This window comes from Pacificibacter sp. AS14 (assembly GCF_038899935.1).
Classification (GTDB): domain Bacteria; phylum Pseudomonadota; class Alphaproteobacteria; order Rhodobacterales; family Rhodobacteraceae; genus Celeribacter.
Genome location: NZ_JBBMQI010000024.1, coordinates 1 through 20,078, shown reverse-complemented (window position 1 = coordinate 20,078; position 20,078 = coordinate 1). Strand labels below are relative to the sequence as shown.

The 20,078-nt window shown below is 53.3% G+C and carries 18 protein-coding genes; 14 read left to right on the top strand and 4 right to left on the bottom strand.

Annotated features, from left to right (window positions below; all coding sequences use genetic code 11):
• Positions 1 to 24: 24 nt before the first annotated feature.
• The 10 genes from WNY38_RS16825 to WNY38_RS16780 all read left to right on the top strand — a co-directional run bounded on the left by WNY38_RS16825 (position 25) and on the right by WNY38_RS16780 (position 10,172).
• On the top strand, positions 25 to 546 hold the full coding sequence (locus WNY38_RS16825) for a MarR family transcriptional regulator (protein ID WP_342858525.1): 522 nt from the start codon (positions 25 to 27) through the stop codon (positions 544 to 546).
• Positions 543 to 1,247 carry an SDR family NAD(P)-dependent oxidoreductase gene (locus WNY38_RS16820; RefSeq protein WP_342858524.1) on the top strand — a complete coding sequence of 235 codons (705 nt, stop codon included), beginning with the start codon at positions 543 to 545 and terminating at the stop codon, positions 1,245 to 1,247. The genes WNY38_RS16825 and WNY38_RS16820 overlap by 4 nt, the downstream gene beginning before the upstream one ends.
• Positions 1,247 to 2,578, top strand: a complete 1,332-nt coding sequence (locus WNY38_RS16815) for an FAD-binding oxidoreductase (RefSeq protein ID WP_342858523.1) — start codon at positions 1,247 to 1,249, stop codon at positions 2,576 to 2,578. The genes WNY38_RS16820 and WNY38_RS16815 overlap by 1 nt, the downstream gene beginning before the upstream one ends.
• A 105-nt stretch (positions 2,579 to 2,683) precedes the next feature.
• Complete coding sequence (locus WNY38_RS16810) at positions 2,684 to 4,345, top strand: peptide ABC transporter substrate-binding protein (RefSeq protein ID WP_342858522.1); 1,662 nt, start codon at positions 2,684 to 2,686, stop codon at positions 4,343 to 4,345.
• Between the two features lie 103 nt (positions 4,346 to 4,448).
• Positions 4,449 to 5,399: an ABC transporter permease gene (locus WNY38_RS16805; protein WP_342858521.1), complete on the top strand. Its 951-nt coding sequence runs from the start codon at positions 4,449 to 4,451 to the stop codon at positions 5,397 to 5,399.
• A 12-nt stretch (positions 5,400 to 5,411) separates the two neighbouring features.
• Positions 5,412 to 6,287: an ABC transporter permease gene (locus WNY38_RS16800; RefSeq protein WP_342858520.1), complete on the top strand. Its 876-nt coding sequence runs from the start codon at positions 5,412 to 5,414 to the stop codon at positions 6,285 to 6,287.
• Positions 6,288 to 6,296: 9 nt separating this feature from the next.
• A complete protein-coding gene (locus WNY38_RS16795) occupies positions 6,297 to 7,619 on the top strand; it encodes an FAD-binding oxidoreductase (RefSeq protein WP_342858519.1) in 1,323 nt (440 codons plus the stop codon).
• A 15-nt stretch (positions 7,620 to 7,634) separates the two neighbouring features.
• Entirely contained in the window at positions 7,635 to 8,987 is a 1,353-nt protein-coding gene (locus tag WNY38_RS16790) for an FAD-binding oxidoreductase (protein WP_342858518.1), read from the top strand.
• Between the two features lie 9 nt (positions 8,988 to 8,996).
• Positions 8,997 to 9,911, top strand: a complete 915-nt coding sequence (locus WNY38_RS16785; protein ID WP_342858517.1) for a glyoxylate/hydroxypyruvate reductase A — start codon at positions 8,997 to 8,999, stop codon at positions 9,909 to 9,911.
• Positions 9,912 to 10,172: a hypothetical protein gene (locus tag WNY38_RS16780; protein WP_342858516.1), complete on the top strand. Its 261-nt coding sequence runs from the start codon at positions 9,912 to 9,914 to the stop codon at positions 10,170 to 10,172.
• Here WNY38_RS16780 and WNY38_RS16775 read toward each other — a convergent pair.
• Together WNY38_RS16775 and WNY38_RS16770 are read right to left on the bottom strand one after the other, a co-directional pair.
• Entirely contained in the window at positions 10,169 to 10,378 is a 210-nt protein-coding gene (locus WNY38_RS16775) for a hypothetical protein (RefSeq protein ID WP_342858515.1), read from the bottom strand. The two genes, WNY38_RS16780 and WNY38_RS16775, sit on opposite strands and share 4 nt — an antisense overlap.
• A gap of 224 nt (positions 10,379 to 10,602) precedes the next feature.
• Complete coding sequence (locus tag WNY38_RS16770) at positions 10,603 to 12,507, bottom strand: acyl-CoA synthetase (protein ID WP_342858514.1); 1,905 nt, start codon at positions 12,505 to 12,507, stop codon at positions 10,603 to 10,605.
• Between the two features lie 226 nt (positions 12,508 to 12,733).
• On the opposite strand from WNY38_RS16770, the gene WNY38_RS16765 reads away from it, so the two are divergent.
• Positions 12,734 to 13,852: a beta-ketoacyl-ACP synthase III gene (locus WNY38_RS16765; protein WP_342858513.1), complete on the top strand. Its 1,119-nt coding sequence runs from the start codon at positions 12,734 to 12,736 to the stop codon at positions 13,850 to 13,852.
• 77 nt (positions 13,853 to 13,929) lie between these two features.
• On the opposite strand, the gene lysM is transcribed toward WNY38_RS16765, so the two are convergent.
• Together lysM and WNY38_RS16755 are read right to left on the bottom strand one after the other, a co-directional pair.
• Complete coding sequence (gene lysM / locus WNY38_RS16760) at positions 13,930 to 14,358, bottom strand: peptidoglycan-binding protein LysM (RefSeq protein ID WP_342858512.1); 429 nt, start codon at positions 14,356 to 14,358, stop codon at positions 13,930 to 13,932.
• Positions 14,359 to 14,447: 89 nt separating this feature from the next.
• Complete coding sequence (locus WNY38_RS16755; protein ID WP_342858511.1) at positions 14,448 to 16,232, bottom strand: ABC transporter transmembrane domain-containing protein; 1,785 nt, start codon at positions 16,230 to 16,232, stop codon at positions 14,448 to 14,450.
• Positions 16,233 to 16,636: 404 nt separating this feature from the next.
• Between WNY38_RS16755 and WNY38_RS16750 the strand changes: the two genes are divergently transcribed.
• From WNY38_RS16750 to WNY38_RS16740, 3 genes are all read left to right on the top strand, one after another.
• Positions 16,637 to 17,644 carry a glycine betaine ABC transporter substrate-binding protein gene (locus WNY38_RS16750; RefSeq protein ID WP_342858510.1) on the top strand — a complete coding sequence of 336 codons (1,008 nt, stop codon included), beginning with the start codon at positions 16,637 to 16,639 and terminating at the stop codon, positions 17,642 to 17,644.
• A gap of 90 nt (positions 17,645 to 17,734) precedes the next feature.
• Positions 17,735 to 18,622, top strand: coding sequence for a proline/glycine betaine ABC transporter permease (locus WNY38_RS16745; RefSeq protein ID WP_342858509.1), 888 nt, complete (start codon positions 17,735 to 17,737; stop codon positions 18,620 to 18,622).
• On the top strand, positions 18,615 to 19,700 hold the full coding sequence (locus WNY38_RS16740; RefSeq protein WP_342858508.1) for a glycine betaine/L-proline ABC transporter ATP-binding protein: 1,086 nt from the start codon (positions 18,615 to 18,617) through the stop codon (positions 19,698 to 19,700). Before WNY38_RS16745 ends, WNY38_RS16740 begins: the two co-directional genes overlap by 8 nt.
• Positions 19,701 to 20,078: the final 378 nt, after the last annotated feature.

Below are 20,078 nucleotides of genomic sequence, written 5' to 3'. Positions count from 1 at the left end.
CGCAAGACAATAAGGAAATTCAGAATGGACCAAGATCGCGTGCCCCAAGTTCTTAAAATGCATAAACCAGACGAGGACGCCCAAATCACGATTGCGGGCTTGCATATCGATGTGCTCGAAGGAGCTTTCAGTTGGTATATCCGATCCTTGGACTCTGTTGTGTCGCAAGATTTGGAGCGCCGGATCGCGCATTTAGATGTGGCCAAGGGCAAGGGTAAAATCACAACCATGCTGCTGGTCGATGACTATCCGGGCATCCGCCCGTCGCAGATCGCCGAAGTGCTTATGCGCGATCGCCCTGCAACCGGACGCATCATCGACCCCCTTGTTAAAGCGGGACACATTCGCCGCGAAATAAGTGCCGAAGACCAAAGGGCACACGGGCTTTTTATCACGCAAAAAGGTCACGAACTGGCCCAAGAAGTGCGCCAAATCATTCGCGACCAAGAAGAAGAATTCTTTGATTTTATCGCGCCAGAAGACCGGCAAGACTTTATGCGCATGCTCAAAAGCGCCTATCTCAATGTGAGGAAGAAGCTCAAATGACCTTAGGTAAGATTGCCCTGATTTCCGGCGCCAGCCGTGGCATCGGAGCGGCCACCGCGCAAACCTTGTTCGAGGCAGGCTGGGCGGTCTCTTTGGGAATGCGCGCGCCTGTGATGCCGGATTGGGCGCAGACCTATCCGGAACGCGTGCATCTTTTTGTTTATGATGCGGCTGACGTTGAGGCCCCTTGTCTTTGGGCGCGCACCGTCATGGCGCGGTTTGGTGCGATCGACGCGGTGATCGCCAGTGCAGGCATCATGATCCCCCAAACCCCTGTTGATATCAGCAATGACGATATGGCCAAAATGCTGGACATCAATGTCCAAGCCCCGCGTCGCCTTGCCGCCGCCTGTTGGGCCGCGCTTGGCGCATCAGGTCACGGGCGGATCATTCTGTTGGGGTCTTTGTCTGGCAAACGGGTCAAGTCAGCCCGCGCTGGATCTTACGCCGTGTCCAAATTCGCCGCCATTGGCTTGGCCCACGCCCTGCGCCATGCAGGGTTTGACCAAGGCATCCGTTGCACCGCGGTCTGCCCCGGTTTTGTGGCCACAGATATGGCGATGTCGATCACAGATCGCGATGCGCAGATGATGACACAGCCCGAAGATTTGGCCCGTGTCATACAGATGCTTATCGAGTTGCCCAATGAGGCCAGCGTCGCGGAATTTACAGTGAATTGTCAATTAGAGGAGAGCTTTTAATGCCTGGTCCCTTTGTAACGCCTGTGCATGGCGATTTGGAACTTCCTAAAAAAGTCGATGTTGTGGTCATCGGAGGCGGCATTATCGGGGCCTCAACGGCGATGGAGCTTGCTGATAAAGGCCTAAAAGTCGCGCTGTGCGAAAAAGGTGGGATCGCGCATGAACAGTCCAGCCGCAACTGGGGTTGGGTGCGCATCACCCGTCGTGATCCGCGCGAAGTCGCTTTGATGGCCGAGGCCTTGCGTATCTGGCCGACACTGGCGGAACGCACGGGTCGTGACTTGGGTTACAAACGCTCAGGGATTGCCTTTATGTGCGCCACGCCAAAAGAATTTGCCGAACATGAGCGCTGGTTGGAGCATCTTAAAGATCTGCAAATCGATAGCAAAATGCTGTCTGCGAGCGAATTTGACGCCATGACGCCAGGCACGAAAATGCCCATCGAAGGCGCGCTTTACACATCAGCGGATGGACGGGCTGAGCCGCAAAAAGCCGCCCCTGCAATTGCTGAAGCCGCACGCGACCGTGGCGCATATATTTTGACCGAATGCGCTGTGCGCGGGATCGAAACCAAGGCTGGCGCGGTCTGCGGTGTTGTCACCGAGCGCGGTGAAATTGCCTGCGAACAGGTGGTGCTTGCCGGTGGCGCGTGGTCCAGTCTTTTTGCGCGCAACACAGGTCTGCGCTTGCCGCAGTTGAAGGTCAAAAATTCTGTCATTCGCACAAAGCCGCTTGAAGGCGGGCCTGAACATGCGATTTGGTCGGATAATTTCTCGATCCGCAAACGCCAAGACGGCGGCTACACCATCGCGGATGGGTTCCGCAATGTCGTGGATATCGTGCCTGACAGTTTCCGTTATATGCGTGATTTCATGCCTGCCCTTGGGTCGCAGTGGAAAGCCTTGATGCTGCGGGCAGGGGGGCGGTTTTTCGATGAAGCCCGTTTGCCAAATTCGTGGTCTTTGGATGAGGCCAGCCCGTTTGAATACAACCGTGTGTTGGACCCAAAACCGTCTTTTCACTTGCAAGACAAATACTTGGCCAATCTGCGCAAAGCCTTTCCAGTGTTTGAAAAAGCCGAAGTCGCTCAACGTTGGGCGGGCGCAATTGACGTTACGCCGGATGCGATCCCAGTGATCTCTGGCATCGATGAGATCACTGGTTTCTACATCGCCACTGGGTTTTCGGGGCATGGGTTCGGGATCGGGCCTGCGGCAGGGCGGTTGGCGAGTGATCTGGTGCGGGGCGTGACGCCTGTGGTTGATCCCACGCCGTTCAGGTTCTCACGTTTTTCCGATGGATCGAAAATCGAGATCATCAGCGGATTCTAAGTTTTGATATTTTGTGCGGCGCTTAGGTGTCGTGCTTTAGGGACCCTGCGCAAAGCGCTGGCTGGGGTCTTTTTCCTCCCAAAAGCGCACAACAGGGAAACTAAGATGACTGACGAGAAAAAAATTTCCGCACATCTCAACCGCCGACAGGCTTTGATGATGATGGGCGCCGCGGGTGCCAGCGTTATGGCGCCAATGGCATTTGGTCGTGACCGTGCTTTTGCGGCCAATGCAGATGCGGCTGGCCAACTTGTTTTGGGCTTTTCACAAGAACCGACTGTGTTCAACCCGTTGATGCCACATATCGAAGTGGATGAAGGCGTTTACTACGCGGTTTACGACACGCTGTTTGATTTCAATCCTGATGGTGAATTTTTTGCCAACCTCGCAGCCGAAGTGCCCACCGTGGCCAATGGCGGGATTTCTGCGGATGGTCTGTCATGGGTTCTGAAGCTCAAAGACGGTGTCACATGGCACGATGGTACACCTTTCACAGCCGCCGATGTTAAGTTCTCGCTTGAATTGACTGTTGATCCGGATTTCCGCTCTTTCCGCTCAACCGGCTACAAATTCATGAATGACATCACAGTTGTGTCCGACACTGAACTGACATGGACCATGAGCGAGCCCTTCGCGCCGATGGCTGCGATTTTGGCCTCGACCTTTATCGTGCCCATGCATGTGTTTGACGGCGTCGAAGACAAAAACGCCACGATCCTAAACACAGCGCCAATCGGCACGGGACCGTTTAAGTTCAAAAACCGTATGGCCGGCGATCACATCGAATTGGAAGCCAACACGGGCTACCACTTGGATGGTCCGTTCGTGAAGACATTGATCATCAAATACGTGCCTGATCTCAACGTGATGTACACGCAATTTAAATCGGGCGACATCGATGTTGTGGGTCTGCAATGGATCACGCCTGACCATCTTGCAGAAGCACAGACACTCGAGGGCAAGGTTGTCAACGTGGCGGGCTCTGCAACGTTCGAATCCATCGGTTTGAACATGACGCGTCCGCAGTTTCAGGACAAAGCCGTGCGCCAAGCGCTGTACATGGCGATCGATAAAACCTCGATCATCGACGCGCTTTACTATGGTGTGCCGTCATCGACCGAAACCTTTATGCCGCGCCAGTCTTACTACTATAACGACAGCCTGCCGATCCATGAATTCAATATCGAAAAAGCCAACGCGCTTTTGGATGACGCAGGATGGGCAAAAGGCAGCGACGGCATTCGCGCCAAAGACGGCGTGCGGTTGGCGTTTTCCAACTCTACCACGGCAGGCAACCACCTGCGCGAACAGGCACAACAGTTCATTCAGCAGACCTTTTCTATGATCGGCGTTGAAATGACGATCAAGAACCTGCCGCCAGCTGTCATGTGGGGCGATTACTGGATGAATTCTGAGTTTGACACTGTGGTCGTGGGGCTCAACACACTCGCAGGCGCGGACCCAGATACATCGGATTATTTCATGTCCAGCATGTCTCCAACTTTGGGCGGTTCAGGTCAAAACACCTTTGCCTACCAAAACACCAAAGTGGACGAGCTGTTGGTGAAAGGCGCGCAAAGCTTTGTCCCTGAAGACCGCAAAGAGATCTATCAGGAAATGCAGGCGGTCATGCGCGATGATCTGCCCTTCTTGCCGTTGTTCCAATACGCGGTGGTCAAAGGCTGGACTGAAGAAGTGTCTGGCCCTGCGCCGAACGTCAACAACCGGATCGATAGCTGGAACGTCCGCGATTGGTCGCACAGCTAAAAGACCTCGTTGGATTGGCGTTTCACATCGCTGATCTGGGTCAGCCGTCTCACACGGGCGGCTGACCGTTTTCAAGACCTCACGCACATGAGAGGACGCATCCATGCTCCGCTATCTTTTGTCACGGCTCGGTCAAAGCTTTATCCTATTGTTGATCGTGTCCTTTATTGGCTTTGCCGTTCTGACACTTGCCCCAGGTGGCCCCCTGTCGCAATTCGCACTCAGTCCAGGCATGACCCAAGAGCAAATCGACAAAATATCTGCGCAAATGGGGTTGGACCGTCCTATTGTTGTGCAATATTTCGATTGGCTGACCCATCTGGTGATCGGGGATTGGGGCACGTCTTATCGTGACGGGCAATCTGTGTTGCACGTGATCGGAAGCCATCTGTTTGCCACGCTGCTTTTGATGGGTACGGCCACGTCGATTTCCATCACTCTGGGCAGCAGTATCGGTATTTACAGTGCTCTTAGACGCGGCGGCACCTTCGATTACACCATGACCGTTCTGGCCATGGTCGCCTTGTCTATCCCAACCTTTTGGTTTGGCTTGATCGCCATTTACATCTTTTCTCTGAACTTAGGCTGGCTACCTGCGGGCAATATGTACACGGTCGGGGACGCCTCTGTTCTTGATTATATCCGCCATTTGATCTTGCCCGCTACGGTTTTGGCATTGGTCGATGTGGCAATCTGGAGTCGCTATATGCGCACCTCGACCCTGAATGTGGTCAATCAAGATTTTGTGCGCACAGCCAAGGCTAAAGGTCTCACCCGCCGCCGTGTTTTGTTCAAACATGTCGTGGGCAACTCATTGGTGCCGATGATCACACTGGCCGGTTTGCAATTGCCGATGGTTCTGGGCGGGGCTTTGGTCACGGAAACCGTGTTCACTTGGCCCGGCATGGGACGGCTGTTTTTGGACAGTCTTGGATACTCCGACTACCCCGTGGTGATGGGACTGCTGATGGCCTCTGCCATGTTGGTTCTGATCGGCAATCTGATCGCCGATCTCACAGTTGCGCTGATCGATCCGCGCATTCGCTTAGATTAAGGAGTTTTGGTTATGACCACGCTTTCGACGTATGTCTCGAAACCCCTGATCAAATCCCGCGCGCTGCGCCGGTTTCTCAGTCATAAATTGGCGCTTATTGGCTTGATCATGGTGCTTAGCCTGACAGCCGCCTGTTTCATCGGGCCATACCTGTTGGCTTATGATGAATTGCATATCGACCTGATGTCTCGTTTCGCGCCACCTGGCACAGGGGGGCATATCTTTGGCACCGATCCTTTGGGGCGTGATATCGCCGCGCGCCTGTTTCATGCGGGGCAAATTTCCATGGCTGTGGGCTTTGCCGTGATGATCATTGCCACCTGTATCGGCTCTGTCGTGGGGGTGGTTTCTGGCTATTATGGCGGCACTGTATCAGCCGTTTTGATGCGGATTGTTGATGCGTTTTTGTCTTTCCCGTCGGTCTTTTTGCTCTTGGCTTTGGCCGCCTTTATCCAGCCCGGCCCTGTGATGATCGCGCTGATCATTTCGGCCACCAGTTGGATGGAAGTGGCACGGATTGTTGAGGCTGAGGTGAAGTCTCTGCGCAACCAAGACTTTGTCCAAGCCGCACATATGTTGGGCCTGTCGAATCGCTGGATCATGTTCCGCGAACTTCTGCCCAACGCCATCGGTCCAATCATCGTGGCGGCAACACTCACCGTGGCCCGCGCGATTTTGTTAGAGGCCTACATTTCATTTTTAGGCTACGGCATTCAGCCGCCTTTGCCAAGCTGGGGCAATATGCTCAACGGTGCGCAACAATATCTGACCTCTGCGCCTTGGCTTGCGATTGTGCCGGGTGTGGCGATCACCATCGCTGTGTCTGGCTTCAATTTTATCGGTGACGGGCTGCGCGATGCTTTCGACAGCCGCAGCGACCATCAGTAAGGCGAAACCATGCGCAAGTTCTCTAAGTTCGAAGACACGCTTTGGTATGCGACAGCACCCGATGCGCCCAAAACCGTACCTCTTGAGGGCGTGGTTAAGGCCGATGTCTGCATCGTCGGCGCGGGCTATTCTGGCCTGACCACAGCTCTGGAATTGGCGCGCAAGGGCGTGTCTGTGGTGGTGCTTGATCGCGAAGAGATCGGATTTGGCGGCTCTGGTCGCAATGCTGGCCACTGCACGCCGACCTTCACCCATTTCAGCCTGCCCGAACTGCGCAAACACATGGGCGCGCCTTGGGCGGATCGATTGATCCCGCGCCAAACTCGCGCCAATGACAAAGTGACCGAGATGATCAGCCGCTATGGGATCGATTGTGAATGGGAACAAAACGGCTATGTCCAAGGCGCGTTATTTCCCTCGCATCTTAAAACCCTACGCGGCCAGATGGACAGTTACAATGCGGTCGGCGCGCGCACGCGGATGCTGGATCGCGACGAAGTCCACGCGGTGACAGGATCGTCGCGGTTCTACGGTGGTTGGCTGCACGAAGAAGCCGGCGGGCTGAACGCGCTGGCCTATGCGCGCGGCCTTGGGCGTGCGGTGCAACAAGAGGGCGGCGTAATTTACACTGGCACATCCGTGACAGGATGCGACCGCGAGGGGCGCGCTTGGGTGGTGAAATCTGCGCGCGGCTCTGTGCGCGCCGAAAAGGTGATCTACACCACTGGCGCCTACACGGTCGCAGGCTGGCCGAAGCTGGATCAAACTTACCGTATCATGCGGGTCTTTGTGGCCGCGACCCAGCCCCTATCTGCCGCTTCGCAAGCAGTGGTCTTGCCCAAACGCACCACCATTCAAGACGGGCGCGGCGACATCTATGTCTATAAATACAATCGCGAAAACCGGATCGTCGCTTCTATGTTTCCTATGGGCGCACGCGGGCGCGATCCAAATCTGACGCGGAAAATCCTGTCTGCGCGGCTGAAATGGCTGCATCCGGAACTGCGCGAAGAGTTGCGGTGGGACTATTTCTGGTATGGCGATTTGGACATGCAACGCCGCACTGTGCCACGTCTTTACGGGCTGGCCCCAGGTGTTGTGGCGATGACAGGCCTGTCAGGGCGCGGTGTGCCCACGGGGTCGATGATTGGCGGCATTCTGTCGGATTGGGCGATGGGCGTGGCAGAGCAAGATCTTGATCTCAAACTTGAACCGCTCAGCTGTCAGCCCCTTTACATGAGCCTCGCGCCGCAAGCCGCGTTGCGCAGTTACCGCCTGCGCGACAATTTGCGTGCGAAAATCCAAAAAGCCCCTTTGCCCCCATTTGCATGAAACAGGAGAATACCCATGCCTGGTCCCACATTGGAACTGGTTGAAAATAGCGCTGAGTTGCCGTCCCATGTGGATGTTGTCATCATCGGTGGTGGCATTGTTGGTGTCTCGGCCGCGCTTGAACTTGTTGAGCGCGGCAAGAGTGTCGCGATCTGCGAAAAAGGCCAAATCGGCGCCGAACAATCCAGCCGCAATTGGGGGTGGGTGCGCCTAAGCCACCGTGATCCGCGCGAAATGCCCTTGATGATCGAATCCGTACGCCTGTGGAAAGAGCTGGATCAGCGCACAGGACATAAGACCGGTTATGACCAATGCGGCGTGACCTATGCGGCCACATCAGATGCGGCGCTTGAAGCAGAGGAACGGTCGGCACAAGTCTTACAATCCTATCAAGTTCCAGCCCGTATTTTAAGTCAAGACGAGGCTTTAGAGCATTTTCCTGACCCCTCACTGGGCGTCAAAGGCGCGCTTCATAATCCACAGGACGGCAGGGCTGAACCCCAAATGGCAGCGCCTGCGATCGCGCGCGCCGTAAAAGACAAAGGCGGCAGCCTGCATCAAAACTGTGCCGTGCGCACGGTCGAGACCACGGATGGCAAAGTGTCGGCGGTTGTCACGGAACACGGGCGTATCGACTGTGGCGCAGTGCTGGTTGCAGGTGGCGTATGGTCACGGTTGTTTTTGGGCAACCTTGGGATCGAGTTGCCGCTCTTGCGTACAAAAGGCAATGTACAGCGCATAGCGCCTGTGGTTGGCGGGCCCGAAGGCACGTTGAAACACCCTGAATTTACCATGCGCAAACGCGCGGATGGGGGCTATACCATCGCGTCCGCCAGACCCAGTCGGTATCAATTAACGCCTGACAGTTTCCGACTTTTCACCAAATTCCTACCGACTCTTATGAAAGAATGGCGCAACGTGAGCTTGGGCATCGGCCCTGCGTTTTTCGATGCTTTACGCAGCCCGCGCCACTGGAAGGCGACGGACATCACGCCCTTTGAAAAAAACCGTATTTTAGACCCAGAACCCGACACAAAAGGGTTGGACAAAGCACTTTCCGCGGTCAAGGCATCATTTAAACCCTTCAAGGAGGCCAAAGTCGCGCAACGTTGGGCGGGATACATCGATGTCATGCCCGATGTGGTCCCTGTGATTTCTGAGACCATAGGCGTCAAAAATGGCGTGCCTGGTCTTTATGTCGCGACGGGATTTTCGGGACACGGGTTCGGGCTTGGCACCGGTGCAGGGCGACTGGCCGCGGACCTGATCACAGGGCAGGGGCCTTGTGTTGATCCGACGCCCTTCCGTTTGCACCGCTTCTCAAATGGCTCTAAAATCATCCCCATGGGGGGCATTCTACAACGTTGAAAGGTGACCATGGCGTTTTTATTCAATGAACAAGACCCAGATCGCATTGCAGCCTTTGAAGCTGCTTTTGCCGATCTGCCTGTTGCGCTAAAGCACATAGATGCCGCATATGACCCGAACGAAATTCGCTATGTGTTTACATGGCAACCACTTGAGGATTGGTCTCGGTTCCCTAATCTTGAGGTGGTGTTCTCCGTCTCTGCCGGAGTGGATCAACTCAAGGGCCTTCCAGATCATATCGCCTTGATCAAAATGGTCGACCCGCACAACACCCAAAGCGTGGTGGATTACGTGCTGACCGCCTGCCTTGCGATCACGCGGGGCTTTCCGATTTACGCCGAGCAACAAAAGCGCAAAGTTTGGGAACAACACCCCAACGTGCCGCTTGCGCAGACGCAGGTGGCTATTCTGGGTCTGGGTGACATTGGCACGCAAACAGCGCTGACGCTTGCGACTGTTGGTTTTCAGGTCAGCGGTTGGTCCCGCAACCCGCGCGATATTACGGGGGTAAAAAGTGTCAGCGGCAATAAGGGCTATCTGTCACTTCTACCAGACGCCGACATCGTGGTTTGTCTGCTGCCTTTAACACCAGAAACACGCGATCTTTTGTCCGCGTCGTTTTTCGCGCAAATGAAACAAGGTGCCGCCTTGGTGCAGGCGGGGCGTGGGGCGCATTGCGTGTCTGAGGACCTTGGTGCGGCACTCAATTCTGGTCAGATTGGCGCGGCGGTTTTAGATGTGTTCGATACGGAACCTTTGCCAGACGCGAGCGCCATCTGGGACTATCCGAATTGCCTCGTAACACCGCATGTGGCCGGTCGCACGGATACGAAGACAGCCGTCAGCAATGTGGTCGAAAACCTCATGCGACACATTCAGGGCCAGGACCTTTTATGGCAAGTGGATCGTCAAAAAGGGTACTGAATGATGTTACTTGGCACCACAGGCAAAAGCGTTTGGCGCAAGAAAGGTGCCAGCACTCACGGTACCGAGTACCGTTGCGAATGGCCTCAAGGTGCTTTTATGCGCCAAATGTCGCAACAGGCTCGCCACGCAAAGCTGGACAAGAAGTGGTGGAACTGGACATTGATACAAACGCAGCGAAAGTTTGGTTTCCGCCCTTATCGAATGGGGCCTCATGTCCTGATGGTTAACCAGTTTTTCGATCCCTTTGCGCGAGTTTAGGCGTGAGCTGGCTCACGATACTCTTCTACAGGTTGGATTTGAGTCGTTTTGTGAGCTGCGACCAGAATGGCGCCGACGAGCAGCGCGAGCGTTCCAACCAAGGGATACGCGGCAAGTGCGATCCAGAACGAAAAGCCCATCAAGCTGACGATTGCCGCCGCCGCAAATGCTGAGGTAAGGGCAAAAAAGAGTAGTGCAATAATCATAACGGTTTTCCTCCCACAAGGTTGCACATCAGATATCCAATGGCGTTATTTTCTGGTGATGAATAGAGTGTTGTAATGCGGCACAAACATGGCACGTTTCGGGTTAAAAACGGGTTAAGACCTCAGGTTTTTTGGTAAATTTTAATCACTTTCGGCCTGTCTCATAACGAAAATAGGGCCGCGAAAAAACGAGGCCCTATCAAGTTTTATTAAGTTTCAATTGGTTAAGGTTGAGGCTTTTCAAACGCCCAAGGGCTTGAGAATTCACCCAAACAGGCAGCAAGGTCATCTGTAGCATCGACGTCTCGTGGACTTATGTAAGCCACCAATCCGAGCTTTTTGTCGTCAATCACAGCTGACACGCGCTGGGGCAACCCTGCTTTGTCTAAAGCCTCATTGAACACACGCGTGATCGCACTTTTGCGCAGGTCTGGCTTGAACACCTTACCCACTGCGGTTTTGGGCAGTTCATCCAGTATCTCGATGTATTTTGGAAAGGCAGCACGTTCATGGATATGAGCCCGCGCAAAACTCATGAGCTCGTCCGTTGTGACCGTCGCGCCATCTACAAGTTCGACATAGGCGCATGGCAATTCGCCAGAGTAGGCACAGGGTTGACCAATCGCACCGACAAAAGCGACGGCTTCATGCCCTGCCAAGGCCTCTTCGATCTCAGCTGGATCAATATTATGTCCGCCGCGAATAATCAGATCTTTGGCGCGCCCTGTGATCCACAGGTAGCCATCTTCGTCGATCCTCCCGAGATCGCCTGTGCGCAGGTAACGGTCATGGTGGAATAAGTTCCGGTTTTTATCGACCTCGGTGTATGTCGAGCCTGCAAAAATGCCAGGGCTGTCGATGCAAATTTCGCCCACCGTGTCCGTCGCACATTCAACTGGGCCGTCTGCGGTATGGATCAAAATTTTGACGTCCGTATGCGGAAAAGGAATGCCGACAGAGCCAATTTTTTTAATGCCCCCAATCGGATTGCAGGCCACAAGGCACGTCGCTTCAGTCAGACCGTACCCTTCGATGATTTCAACGTTTGTTGCACTCTCAAAGCGTTTGAACAGCTCAATTGGCAAGGGCGATGAACCAGAGAACGCGGTTTTGATGCTGGAAATATCCGCATCAATAGGCCGCTGCATCAGGGCTGAAATCGCGGTGGGTACTGTGATGACAAAACTGATTTTCCATCGTTCGATGAGTTTCCAAAAATTATCAAACACGCCCTCGCCACGATAGCCCGCAGGGGTCGGAAACACGCCATGCGCGCCGGAGGTGATCATCGACATGATAATCACGTGACAGGCAAAGACATGGAACATAGGCAAGGGGCACATGATGTTGTCGGTTTCGCGAAACAACAGTCGCGCCCCAAGCCAACCGTTGTAGAGCATCCCTGAGGCCTTGTGCTGTGCGACCTTGGGCGTGCCAGTGGTGCCACCCGTGTGAAAATAGGCAGCAACGCGGTCGTTAGCTGTGTCGGTGAACGTTAGGGTCTGTGGGTACTTGGAAAGCTCTTGCTTAAAGCTTAGCACCTTGGCGTTATGCTGTGTAGCGCTTGGGTTTTTAGGGCGAATGAGCGGGACGATCCAGCTTTTGGGGGGCGTGAGATACCGCAGCAAATCGATCTCAAGCACAGTTGTAACACTGGGGGCGTCTTTGACTGCTTCGGCGACCTTTTGTGCGATGTCCGTCTTGGGGAAGGGGCGCAGCGTGACAACCACTTTAGCGCCACTTTCGCGTAAAATCGACGCGATTTGCGTGGCGTCCAAAAGCGGATTGATCGGATTGACGATGCCAGCCACCATGCCGCCCAAAAAGGTCACTGCTGTCTCATTTGTGTTGGGCAACACATAGGCGATGACATCGGTCTCGCTGACACCCAAAGCGCGAAACATATTGGCGGCTTGGGTGACTTGTCCATGGATGTCGTCCCATGTCAGCGTCTCGGCTTTATCGGTGGGACCTGAGGTGATCTGATACGAAAAAGCAGGCCGCGTGCCAAAGGCGTCTTTTGTGCGGGTCAAGCGTTCATAGATCGTGCTGCCGATGTCACGGTCGTCAAACGCCATTTCGCTGTCGATGACATTACGTGCTTCTAGAGATGTAAAATCTGATGCCATGTGTTTTGGTCCTCCCGTAGATGGATCGTGTGAACAGTCCATGTCTCCCTATCCTTATGATGGGCACAAAGACGGCTTCGCACAAGCCCGTGCGAGAGGCGCTCTACGCTGCGTTACATCGCATCGCGCAGAAGGAACGCTGCGTCAAGTCGGTATGGGCGACTAGACCAACTGGGGCCGCAGTCTTAGGTTAAAAAGTAAGCTTGCTAGGGGTTTTGGGGGAATTATGGTCGATGTGGTTGTCAGCGGAACAGGTGTTTTCACGCCCGCGTATAGTATTAGCAATCAAGAGTTGGTGGACAGCTTCAACGCCTATGTGGCTCTGTACAACGCGCAACATTCAGGTGACATAGCCGCCGGGCGAATTGAGGCAAAAGTTGATTCATCTGCGGACTTTATTTTCAATGCCTCTGGCATTGAACGTCGCTATGTGATGGAAAAATCCGGCATCTTAGATCCTACGCGTATGGGGCCGCAGTTCGCACCGCGCGCTGATGATGACCCATCGATGATGGCTGAAATTGCGTTAGATGCGGCCCAGTCTGCGCTGGGCGAAGCTGGGCTTACAGGCTCTGATATTGATCTGGTGATCTGTGCTGCCTCTAATCATGAACGGGCTTATCCAGCTGTGGCTGTTGAAATTCAGGCGCTTTTGGGGGCGGGCGGTTTTGCCTTTGATATGAATGTTGCTTGTTCGTCGGCGACCTTTGGCATTCAGGCCGCTGCAGATATGATCAAATGCGGTTCTGCTAAACGCGCACTTATTGTGTCGCCTGAGATCACGTCTGGACATTTGGAATGGCGGGATCGCGATTGCCACTTTATTTTCGGTGATGTTGCGACAGCTGTTGTGCTTGAGGCCGAAGATGTGGCCTTGTCGCCAAAATTTCGCATTGTGTCGACCCGTTGCGCGTCACAATTTTCAAACAACATTCGCAATAACAATGGCTTTTTGCGTCGTGCACAAGATCAACTTGGCGATCATCGCGATATGCTGTTCATGCAAAATGGGCGCAAGGTGTTCAAAGAGGTTCTGCCTTTGGTCAGTGGGCATATCGCAGATCATCTGAATGGCTGTGATGTTCAAGCATCTGATTTAAAAAGGCTTTGGTTGCATCAGGCTAATAAGACGATGAACGATTACATCGGGAAAAAGGTTTTGGGCCGTGTGCCTGATGCCGTTGAACAGCCGAATGTCTTGCAAGATTATGCCAATACATCGTCCGCAGGCTCGATCATCGCGTTTTCAAAACACTCAGATGGATTGAAGCGGGGTGACAAGGGATTGATTTGTTCTTTTGGGGCGGGGTATTCGGTTGGATCAGTCTTAGTTGAGCGCCTTTGATGGTTCTTTAAGTCAGTCTCGACAATACCAAAAAGGCGCCCCAAGGGACGCCTTTTGAACTCTGTATAAAACAGCGTTTACGCTTCAAGATCTTGCGGGATACGCAGGTTTTGACCTGGATAAATTTTGTCAGGGTGTGACAGCATTGGCTTGTTGGCGTCAAAGATTTCCATATAGCGGTTGCCTTTGCCAAGAGCGTCTTTGGAAATGCCCCAGAGCGTTTCGCCCTTTTTCACTTCGTGAAACACAGGGTCTGCGCCTGCGATGTCGTCTTCCACAGAGGCGATGCCTTCGACGTTGCCGACGGCCAAGATGACTTTTTCTTTCATCTCTTGGCTGGCAGTCCCCGCCACTTTGACTTTGTCGCCTTCAACGGAAAGCTCGAGCGCTTCAGCTTCAAGGCCAAGGGCTGCGATTTCAGCCAAAAGGTCGTCTTTGTTTGGCTCGGCGTCTTTTTTACCGAAAACGGATTTTCCCGCGCCTTTTACGAAGTTCCAGATACCCATAGTGCGTTGCTACCTTTAAGAGTGCGTTTGTTTGACTGTTTTCACCAAAACGCTTTTGCCTTGGCAAAGTTAAGGGGAGTTGAAACATCCTATTCCCCTTCGGTGAATTGGAGACGTGCCAAACGGGCATACAGGCCGCCATCTGCGACAAGCGCATCATGTGTACCTGTGGCGACGATTTTCCCATCTTCAAAAACAAAAATGCGGTCTGCCTTTTTGACTGTCGCCAGCCGATGCGCCACGATCAAGGTTGTGCGGGTTTTGGCCATGTCTTCTACGGCTTCTTGCACAAGCTTTTCGCTTTCAGAATCCAGGGCCGAAGTCGCTTCGTCCAGCAACAAGATCGGTGCGTCACGTAAAATCGCACGGGCGATGGCCACGCGCTGTTTTTGTCCGCCGGACAACATGATCCCACGTTCGCCGACATAGCTGTCATAGCCTTCGGGCAGTTTGTTCAAGAAATCATGTGCCGCGGCTGCTTTTGCAGCTTTAATGACTTGCGCGTCGGTGGCTTCAGGGCGTCCGAAACGAATGTTGTCTGCGGCAGAGGCGGCAAAGATAACAGGATCTTGTGGCACCAGTGCGATGTGGGTCCGAAATTCAGCGCGGTTCAATGTGTCGATCGGCACGCCGTCGATCAAGATTCGTCCAGATTGCGGGTCGTAGAAGCGTTGCAGCAATTGGATGATCGTAGATTTACCCGCGCCAGAAGGTCCAACCAAAGCGATGGTTTCGCCCGCTTTCACAGTGAACGATACGCCATCCAAAGCTGATGTGTTGAGGCGAGACGGGTAGGCAAACTGCACATTGTCAAAGGTGATTTCTCCGGCGACAGGTTCTGCCAAGCGGCGAGGCTCAGCCGGATCGTTGACAGGATCTGTCGCACCCAAAAGATCGATTAGGCGCTCGGTGGCGCCAGCGGCGCGTTGCAACTCGCCCCAAATTTCGGACAAAGCACCAGCGGCTCCGGCCACCATAATGGCGTAAATTACGAATTGGACCAGCTCACCAATGGACATGCCGCCGGTGCGCACATCGCGCGCGCCGATCCACAAAACGCCAACAACGCCAAAGAAAATCAACGTGATCACGATCACGGTCATCATGGCGCGGGTTTTGATGCGGGTGTGAGCGGAGGCATAGCTTTTGTCAGTGACATCCGAGAAGCGCTCTGATTGCGCGGCTTCTGCGGTGAAGGCCTGAATGGTTTGCGCAGAGAGCAAAGCCTCTGAGGCGCTGCCGGAACTTGAGGCGATCCATTCTTGGTTTTCGCGAGACAGTTTACGCAGGCGGCGGCCTAAAACGACGATAGGCACGATCACGACGGGCACGAGCAAAAGAACCAAACCCGTGAGCTTGCCGGAGGTGAACAGCATCAATATCAAACCGCCGAACAGGATCATCGTGTTGCGCAAGGCAACTGAGATGGACGAGCTGATCACCGACAACAAAAGAGTGGTGTCTGTGGTGATGCGCGACAAAACCTCACCAGTCATAATTTTTTCAAAAAAGGCAGGCGACATGCGGATCATGCGGTCGAAAACAGCTTTGCGGATGTCGGCCACAACCCGTTCGCCAAGTTTTGTTACCAAATAGTACCTCAGGCCCGTGCCAATAGCCAAAAGCAAAGCGATGGCCAGCGCAGCAGAAAAATACCCATCCAACAGCACAGCGCTTGAACTTTGGAATCCATCGACAACGCGGCGCACCGCAAGGGGCAATATCAAAGAAATGCACGCTGTGACGACCAAGGCAACGAAGGCCATGAACATCATGGTGCGGTAGGGCTTCAAAAATGGCCATAGCTGCGACAAGGCGCCGATTTTTTTCGATTTTTCGCGCTCTGCTGCGTCTTGGAGTGTGCGGTCAGCCATTTTAAGTCCTTATACGACATGAACCTCACAGATACTCACGCGCGGACCCAAGAGCAACCTTTGAGACCACCGCTGCTTGGGGCAGTGTGACGCGCTTAGTGAGACGGGGAATGCTAATATGGTGAATGGTGTGTAGCTGCCTAATATAGTGACAATAGGACGTAAGGGGGGGCGAAAATTGTGACAAGTTTTCTATCGGGTTGCATCTTAAGGCTTTATATGGTGCTTTGTACCCACGCTCCGCCGCGCTGGCCCTGTCTTTTGGGTCACCCAGTCTTGAGACTAGGACGCCGCGGAGAAATCGCCCAGTTCGGGGTGGTGACCAGTTGAAGAGACAGCGAACCGATGCGTTCGGGGGAGGTCTGACTGGCAAACACACGAAGAAAAAGCGGGAGCTTCCCACGATGAAATTTACTAAACTTGTCACTGTTAGTGCACTTGGTTTGATCGCATCTGCGGGTGCTGCAATGGCATCTGATTGTGGTTCTATCTCAATTGCCGAAATGAACTGGGCCTCTGCCGAGTTGATGGCCAATGTTGACGCGATCATCCTTGAAGAAGGCTATGATTGCAGCGTGGACCTGATCCCAGGCGCCACACAAACGACCTTTACGTCTATGAGCGAAAAAGGCCAGCCTGATATCGCACCTGAACTTTGGGTCAATGGTATCAAAAATGTTTTGACGACTGCCAAAGAAGAAGGCCGTGTGCACACAGCACTGTCCGGACCTATCACAGGTCTTGGCGAAGGTTGGTGGGTGCCCAAGCACTTCATCGAAATGCACCCTGAGCTGAACACAGTTGAGAAAGTCATCGAGCACCCTGAGCTCTTCCCCTACGTGGAAGACGAAAGCAAGGGCGCGTTCATGGGCTGTCCATCAGGTTGGAGCTGTCAGTTGTCTAACGACAACATGTTCCGTGCCTTCGACATGGAAGCCAAAGGCTGGGTCAATGTGAACCCTGGTTCCGCTGCTGGTCTTGACGGTTCTATCGCCAAAGCGGTTGAGCGTGACGAAAACTGGTTTGGCTACTACTGGTCCCCAACAGCGATCATCGGCAAATACGAATTGTTCCCATTGCCGTTCGAAGCGGAATGGGCTGGCGATGACAACTGGGAAAACTGTGTAGGTCTTGCGCCTGACGACTGTGCAGATCCTCAGAAAACAAGCTGGATCGCCTCCGAAGTTCAAACTGTTGTCACCGACGATTTCAAAGAAAAAGGCGGCGAAGCGCTGGATTATCTCTCAACACGCATTTGGCCTGGTGAAGTGATGAACAGCATGTTGGTTTACATGAACGAAAACCAAGCCACTGGCGAAGATGCAGCATTTGAGTTCTTGGAAACCAAATCTGACATTTGGATGCCTTGGGTTTCCGCTGAAGTTGCAGAAAAGATCAAATCCGCCCTCTAAGGCTGCTTGATTGTATGGGGTTCGCGAACGGGTTTTACCCAATTCGCGGACCCCTTTTATTATTTTCTGCACACATATAGGGGGAAGCTAATGAGCTTTTTTACTGAATTTCCGTCGCTGGGTCGACATGAGCTGGCAGGTTTTAAACAAGGGATTGACGAGGGCTTTCGCACGTTCTCACGTGCATATGGTGAAGACCTAGAAGCATTCTTCAATCCTCTGCTCAAGTTTATGGTCTGGTTTGAAAAACTGTTGACCAACGCGCCTTGGCCGTTGATCATTTTATGCGTGGCCTTGCTGACATGGTTTGGGGCGCGGTCTTGGAAGATCACATTGGGGTCCATTGTGTCGTTCTTGGCCATTGGATATTTGGACATGTGGGAAGACACGATGGCCACACTGGCGATCATCTCTGTTGCCACGTTCCTGTGTATATCTATTGGTATTCCGCTGGGCATTTTGATGGCGCGCTTTAACCGAGCGCAAACGTTCATCACGCCGGTTTTGGATGTTATGCAAACCATCCCGTCGTTCGTTTACTTGATCCCTGTGGTGATGCTTTTGGGCATTGGTAAAGTGCCGGGCCTTTTGGCCGTGTGTATTTACGCTTTGCCGCCGATTGTGCGTTTGACCAATTTGGGCATTCGACTGGTGGACCGCGATGTTATGGAGGCGGCCGATGCCTTCGGTGCGTCAACCAAAGAGAAACTCTTTGGGGTTCAGATCCCACTGGCCTTGCCCAACATCTTTGCGGGCGTGAACCAAACCATCATGATGGCCTTGTCTATGGTCGTTGTAGCCTCAATGATCGGGGTCAACGGTTTGGGCGTGCCTGTATTGCGCGCAATCTCGAACCAGTATCTCGCATTGGGTCTCATGAACGGTCTTGCAATTGTTGTTCTTGCGATCATCTTCGACCGCGTCAGCCAAACTTACGGCAAACGTTTGCAGGCCTACAGGGAGAACGGACATGGGTAAGCACGATATTCTACCTCAAGACGACACTGTTGACGAACCAAAGGTGAGCATCAAAAATTTGTACAAGATTTTTGGTGACAACCCTGAAGCGCAAATGGAAGCTGTTCGAGGCGGCATGGGGAAACCTGAGCTGATGGACCAAACCGGCCACGCGCTGGGCCTCAACAATATCAACCTTGATATTCCTGCGCGCAAAATTCAGGTGATCATGGGTTTGTCAGGCTCTGGTAAGTCTACTTTGATCCGTCACCTCAATCGCTTGATCGAACCCACAGCGGGCGAAATTTGGGTTGATGGCGAAGACGTTTTGGCCATGGACGACAAGCAACTGCGCGATCTGCGTCGGTTTAAGATGTCCATGGTGTTCCAAAAGTTTGGCCTCTTGCCGCATCGCACGGTGTTAGACAATGCCAAATACGGTTTGGAAATTCAGGGCGTCTCTGACAAGGAAGCTGGCGAACGCGCTGTCAAATGGCTGGAACGTGTGGGCTTGGCTGGGTTTGAAGATCAATACCCTTCACAGCTCTCAGGTGGTCAACAACAACGTGTCGGTCTGGCGCGGGCTTTGGCGACTGATGCTGAAATCCTGTTGATGGACGAAGCCTTCTCGGCCCTTGATCCGCTCATCCGCACCGATATGCAGTCTATTCTCTTGGAACTCCAAGAGGAGCTGCACAAGACCATCATCTTTATCACTCATGATTTGGATGAAGCTTTGAACATTGGCGATAACATCGCAATCCTGCGCGATGGCGAGATCATCCAGTCCGGCGACCCGCAAGACATCGTGATGAACCCAGCCGATGATTACATCACAGACTTTATCCGCGACATCAATCGCGCCAAAGTCGTGCGTGTGCGCTCTATCGTCAAAAAGGGCGAGTCAGGGGCAGGGGAGGCCATCAAGGGCACTATGTCCTTGGAGCAGGCCTTGCCCAAACTGCACGCGGCACCCGATGGATGCTGTCCTGTGGTGGATCGCAATGGCAAAGCGTTGGGGGCAGTGACCCTTGATGGTTTAATCGATGCGCTCAAAGCCCCTGAAACAGACGGCGATGACGACGTACGCTACGCTTAAGCTTATACATTATATATGTAAGAGAAGACGGGCGGGGGAAACCTCGCCCTTTTTTGTGCCTAAATCAGACTGATGGAGGTTCTTTCCACTTTGATTCTATGTGGGCTTCGTTCTTTTGGATCGCAGCGAGTCGCAACTTTGGAACGGGGCAGTAGGCCCCTTTTGCATTTGTTGCGCTGCAGGGTGTGGATAACCTATATTTCTTACTTGCGCCCCTGAAGCGGCTCAGCAGTTCAGGCGCATTTCATCCAAAATGATGAAAAAATATTCACCATATATATATTAATTTCAATATCTTGCGGTTCTTTTTCAAGAAAAGTTCACAAACTTTCTAAAAAGGGCTTGCGGGCTTTGTTTGTTAGCCTTAGAACCCCCCTT

What these genes read in the sequence shown, in the direction of transcription:
- WNY38_RS16825 (WP_342858525.1), top strand. Translation starts at nt 25, where the DNA reads ATGGACCAAGATCGCGTGCCCCAAGTTCTTAAAATGCATAAACCAGAC.
- WNY38_RS16820 (WP_342858524.1), top strand. Translation starts at nt 543, where the DNA reads ATGACCTTAGGTAAGATTGCCCTGATTTCCGGCGCCAGCCGTGGCATC.
- WNY38_RS16815 (WP_342858523.1), top strand. Translation starts at nt 1,247, where the DNA reads ATGCCTGGTCCCTTTGTAACGCCTGTGCATGGCGATTTGGAACTTCCT.
- WNY38_RS16810 (WP_342858522.1), top strand. Translation starts at nt 2,684, where the DNA reads ATGACTGACGAGAAAAAAATTTCCGCACATCTCAACCGCCGACAGGCT.
- WNY38_RS16805 (WP_342858521.1), top strand. Translation starts at nt 4,449, where the DNA reads ATGCTCCGCTATCTTTTGTCACGGCTCGGTCAAAGCTTTATCCTATTG.
- WNY38_RS16800 (WP_342858520.1), top strand. Translation starts at nt 5,412, where the DNA reads ATGACCACGCTTTCGACGTATGTCTCGAAACCCCTGATCAAATCCCGC.
- WNY38_RS16795 (WP_342858519.1), top strand. Translation starts at nt 6,297, where the DNA reads ATGCGCAAGTTCTCTAAGTTCGAAGACACGCTTTGGTATGCGACAGCA.
- WNY38_RS16790 (WP_342858518.1), top strand. Translation starts at nt 7,635, where the DNA reads ATGCCTGGTCCCACATTGGAACTGGTTGAAAATAGCGCTGAGTTGCCG.
- WNY38_RS16785 (WP_342858517.1), top strand. Translation starts at nt 8,997, where the DNA reads ATGGCGTTTTTATTCAATGAACAAGACCCAGATCGCATTGCAGCCTTT.
- WNY38_RS16780 (WP_342858516.1), top strand. Translation starts at nt 9,912, where the DNA reads ATGATGTTACTTGGCACCACAGGCAAAAGCGTTTGGCGCAAGAAAGGT.
- WNY38_RS16775 (WP_342858515.1), bottom strand. Translation starts at nt 10,378, where the DNA reads ATGATTATTGCACTACTCTTTTTTGCCCTTACCTCAGCATTTGCGGCG.
- WNY38_RS16770 (WP_342858514.1), bottom strand. Translation starts at nt 12,507, where the DNA reads ATGGCATCAGATTTTACATCTCTAGAAGCACGTAATGTCATCGACAGC.
- WNY38_RS16765 (WP_342858513.1), top strand. Translation starts at nt 12,734, where the DNA reads ATGGTCGATGTGGTTGTCAGCGGAACAGGTGTTTTCACGCCCGCGTAT.
- lysM (WP_342858512.1), bottom strand. Translation starts at nt 14,358, where the DNA reads ATGGGTATCTGGAACTTCGTAAAAGGCGCGGGAAAATCCGTTTTCGGT.
- WNY38_RS16755 (WP_342858511.1), bottom strand. Translation starts at nt 16,232, where the DNA reads ATGGCTGACCGCACACTCCAAGACGCAGCAGAGCGCGAAAAATCGAAA.
- WNY38_RS16750 (WP_342858510.1), top strand. Translation starts at nt 16,637, where the DNA reads ATGAAATTTACTAAACTTGTCACTGTTAGTGCACTTGGTTTGATCGCA.
- WNY38_RS16745 (WP_342858509.1), top strand. Translation starts at nt 17,735, where the DNA reads ATGAGCTTTTTTACTGAATTTCCGTCGCTGGGTCGACATGAGCTGGCA.
- WNY38_RS16740 (WP_342858508.1), top strand. Translation starts at nt 18,615, where the DNA reads ATGGGTAAGCACGATATTCTACCTCAAGACGACACTGTTGACGAACCA.